This is a genomic window from Pseudomonas amygdali (assembly GCF_002699855.1).
GTDB lineage: Bacteria > Pseudomonadota > Gammaproteobacteria > Pseudomonadales > Pseudomonadaceae > Aquipseudomonas > Aquipseudomonas amygdali.
On sequence record NZ_LKBW01000132.1, the window covers coordinates 1 to 4,118 of the forward strand.

A 4,118-nucleotide genomic window follows, 5' to 3' on the forward strand; every position below is an offset into this window, starting at 1 on the left:
GGGGAATCGAGGGCAACTCCCTCGCTGTTGCATTGGCGGACTTCTTTTTGGTCGGCATACATGCACCTCTAGCTACATGTTATGCCCGAACACAAAATTTCTGACAGTCTCTGTTGAGGCGGTGAGTCGTTAGCTGTACATCCATACAGTTAACTCTGTTCCCAGCCAGGTTTGCCTCATGAACGTCAAAATACTCGGTCGGTTTCAAAATCCCTGCCGGTTTTCCTAATCGGGGTGTAAGCCCGAACCCCGGAAAATTCCGTCGGAAAACGTCACCAAAGCGGTTTACGGCTGCTTTTGCTATCCGACACGGTTTCCGTACATGTTTTGGCCGCTCAATCAAACAGTTTTCGGCTTGGCGACGTCGCAGCCGGAAAATAAATGTTTGGCGTCAATCCGCACCATTACTGGCTTCCCGCCTATGACGGAAATTTCTGGGATTCCGGCTTACAACCCCGCACAGCACGCAACTGAACGGATCCTGTTCTGGAACCTAATCAACGGATACGCCACTAAGGTACGCGTTACTCAAGGCTTAGTTAAAATCAAGATAAAATATTATTGGAGTGAATTATGTTGAATTCGCCTGGTTCTATTGGCATTAGCGGCCCATCATTGCATCATGAGCCTGATAGATTGGAAGGCGTAAGTGCCGATAATTTATTTCCAAAACTGAATCCTGCCGCACTACAAAAAGATAGCAATGTTCTATCGCAACTAGCGGCCTTAAACAATATAGAGATCGATACTAAAAAAATTATTGTTCAGGAGCTTAAGGATAAGTTATCTAACGTTTGTTGTCTTGACAAGAAATATGTGGAAAATGATATTGATTTAATTAAGCAGATATTGTCTGATATTTCGACGGCATCAAAGGGATCGCTTAACCTTGTTTTAAAGAATCATGCAGTTAAAGCTGTAAAGGATGCTGTGTATTGCTTTACTTTTGATGACTTTTCTATAACGCACCCCAATGTAAATAACGAGTCTTCAAACTTTAATCGCATTTTGCCTAGTCTTGGTTGTGCTGCTCAAAATTATGGATATTTTGGTCGAAAGATTATTTTGCATACTGCCGAGCAGATGTTGAACGACTATAAAAAAGCTGATCGACTAGGAAAACTTGAAAAAGTAATACTAAATGATCCAGGTAACGAGGCGACTGAACTATCGACTGGTGATTATTATATGAAATATCTCACAGACCACGGTATCTCCTTAGATGAGGAGTACGACAAGACCAAAATGTCTTAAGTGGGGAGCGGAGGTTTGGGGTGCAATGGAACTGAAAACGGAGGCCGGGGATCACTGAACAGGGCAGCCTGCGGCTGCAAATCGCCCGTTCTTGGGGTTGTAAGCCGGAATCCCAGAAATTTCCGCACCCAGTTCCAAGTCCAGCCGCGAGTACATCTAGGCGGCGGACTTGATGCATAGGAATTTCAAAATGCCTATGCATCAAGATGGAACTTTTTCTTGCCCGCTACCACCCATTTTATTTTGCAGGTTCAGTTTCCTGCAAGCCAGCAAGCGGAGAAAATCATGGTGGGTATCAGCAGAGCAGGGTCATCTGGCGCTTATTTTGGTGGGTACACAGATTCTGAGCGAGCAAGCGCTCGCGACTCGAGCAGCGCGAGACTCTCGAACAGTCCGCAGGTACCGCCTCCCTCGACGGCTCCAGACGGGCGTGAGATGCTTTTGCTACGGTCCACGGAGTTGTCGCGCCGAACCAGAGAGCGGCTCGAGCAGAGCTTTCCGACAGCGGAGGAAGACAAGCAGCAGGCTAATAGCATCGTTCAACGTGGCAGAACGAGGGTCAGGTTAGGGGCTGGTCTTCATCGGTTAGAAGTACTTACTCACCAATCTGTGGAACGAGGCTGTTCATCGTCGAAGGCCTTGAGTATTTCAGATGACGAAGTGTCCTCTGCTGAGTCCTCTGAGGCGGATATCGACGCAGTATTCAACTACAGAATTGCAGCGTTGAATAATGCGAACGCTAATCAATCCTGCATGGGCTTGGCAATCCAATGGCTGCGATTGCGTGATAAGGGAGAGGCGAGGTACAGAATGGAGGCGCTGGATCTTGACGATGCTTCAGACATCCAGAACCAATACGAAAATGCAGCAGGTTCAGTGAGCGGGTCGCGTGAGCAGCGAGAAGCAGGTCGAATCTCGGCGCGCAAAACCCTTTTGCGAAGTCAAGATTTGCAGCCTGTAGATGAACCCTCGGTATTCCGTGCGAATCAGCAATCGACTGCATTACAAAAAATTGCGCGCGATGGTAGCGCCCATTTGATCAGCTTGTGTTTTGAAAACAATGGAAAGCGTGTCAGGTATGCCATTACTGCTTCCAGCTCCGAAGGCAGCGCGAACCTCTTTGATCCAAACTATGGCGAGTTTTCCGCCACTTTGCCGGAGTTGCCTTCGATGTTCCAGGATCTGATGACCAGATACGGCAGTCGACTAAATGGGCACCTGCAATTGGAGAGCATGGTTATTCAGCGCGTGGAGTGACACTGCTCGATGTATAGGAATTTCAAATTTTCGTTACCCAGTTCAAGTCCGCCACGAATGCATCTAGGCGGCGGTCTAGGCGAGAGCGAAGACTTGGCAGAGCAATTATTTTTGCATAAAAATTCGCTATGAGCTACAGATGAACTAAGAGTTTAACCCTATTCTAAAGAGATAATCGTTATGGGACTATGTATTTCAAGACCGTCTAGTAGTAGCTATCGTGAAAACTTGGAAGCTTCTGCAAGTTCTCCGAACACCAGGGCTACTTTTGGTCATCAACCCGCGTCTACGAGCTACAGAGCATCAGGCGAGATGAATGAACGTCCTGCAAAGTTCTCTCATTTTCAACTTGCACGACGTGGGGGAAATTATACCCTTAAAATGGTTTCTTTAGACTCTTATCAAGCAGAAAGACGGCACAGTGGCAATGCAATAAAGGATCGCAGTGAATCTAGATTCCCGTGGGTCCGTGTCTATCACTCTAAAACAGGTTTGGATTACAGCTTTCAGATCAACAGAACCACTACTGTCAAAGTGGCGGGGTTCAACGGCCTTACACCCAACAACGAAGGGACTCGGCATCTATACAGTGCTGGTACGAGTCAAATAAACATGCCTGTCGTCACTGATAACATGACTGCTTGTATTGCTGTTGCGTGTGCTGCAGAAAACGTGGATGCTGACACGGGTGAACGTATGCAGGGAGCGCAGGTCCGCGTATTTCATCTGCTCCCTTTTTGTCATGAAGACCTTGTGCCAGAAGATGTTTTAGCGTATATGCGCGATTATTTACAAAATGCCAGAGCACAGGGTCTGACAATGCGCGTCGCCATGCATGGTGGGGATAGAGAGGGTGATTTTTCAGTTAGCACGGCGGATGCATTGAAACAGCTATTTGCAGATGAAGGGATTCCTCTAGAGTTTGACGAGACCTGTGCAAACAGAACTTCTGACACTCTGCTGGGCGCTGTTATTTTAGATGACAACTCGACTCACTTCATAAAACATTTGGTGACTGGATAACTGAACCAACGCTACGTGTAACCTCAAACGAAAAAGTCCCAACCTGCAACCAGCGCGGTTTTTGACCAGGATTAATTGCGACTGACCAGACGGGTCAACCAGCATTAACTGCGAATGAACCTGTATTGAACCGCGCTGAAGCGGTAAACCCAACGATCGTATCACCGGCCACCATCTGGCTGTCGTAAAACAAGTATTTTACGACAGCACTGCTGCACCTGGCGAATATGATCGTGCAGACGCTCTAGAAATGTGCGGAAAACTCTGTGGCCTTACGCGACCATACGGAAACCTATTCTTGATGGTTATTCGTCTATGTTGGTTGGGTACATGCGCGTGTCGTCGGACTCAGACAGGCAAAACACTGACTTACAACGCGATGCGCTGCTCAGTGCCGGCATCGATGCACGCCACCTGTTTGAGGATTACGCCTCCGGAACGAAGGATAACCGCACGGGTTTGGCTCAAGCGCTCCAATTCGTTCGCCCCGGAGACTGTCAGAAATTTTGTGTTCGGGCATAATGAACCGCCCCGGGTTTCTCGGAGACCCTTTTGTTTGAGTCATGCCACCTGGGCAGACTCGG

3 protein-coding genes and 1 pseudogene are annotated in these 4,118 nt (G+C 47.9%); all 4 read left to right on the forward strand.

Features of this window, described 5'->3' with window-relative positions; genetic code table 11:
* The first annotated feature begins 573 nt into the window (after window positions 1-573).
* Window positions 574-1,254 carry a hypothetical protein gene (locus tag AO277_RS11355; RefSeq protein ID WP_143492752.1) on the forward strand — a complete coding sequence of 227 codons (681 nt, stop codon included), beginning with the start codon at window positions 574-576 and terminating at the stop codon, window positions 1,252-1,254.
* Between the two features lie 435 nt (window positions 1,255-1,689).
* Entirely contained in the window at window positions 1,690-2,511 is an 822-nt protein-coding gene (locus AO277_RS11365; RefSeq protein ID WP_044320184.1) for a YopT-type cysteine protease domain-containing protein, read from the forward strand.
* A 381-nt stretch (window positions 2,512-2,892) separates the two neighbouring features.
* Complete coding sequence (gene xopAF / locus AO277_RS29095; RefSeq protein ID WP_306600078.1) at window positions 2,893-3,534, forward strand: XopAF/AvrXv3 family type III secretion system effector; 642 nt, start codon at window positions 2,893-2,895, stop codon at window positions 3,532-3,534.
* A 315-nt stretch (window positions 3,535-3,849) separates the two neighbouring features.
* Window positions 3,850-4,029, forward strand: a pseudogene (locus tag AO277_RS11375) (recombinase family protein); the annotation flags it as partial.
* Between the last annotated feature and the right edge of the window lie 89 nt (window positions 4,030-4,118).

Excerpts from the sequence above, each read along its gene's own strand:
- AO277_RS11355 (WP_143492752.1), top strand. The coding sequence starts at position 574 with ATGTTGAATTCGCCTGGTTCTATTGGCATTAGCGGCCCATCATTGCAT.
- AO277_RS11365 (WP_044320184.1), top strand. The coding sequence starts at position 1,690 with ATGCTTTTGCTACGGTCCACGGAGTTGTCGCGCCGAACCAGAGAGCGG.
- xopAF (WP_306600078.1), top strand. The coding sequence starts at position 2,893 with ATGGTTTCTTTAGACTCTTATCAAGCAGAAAGACGGCACAGTGGCAAT.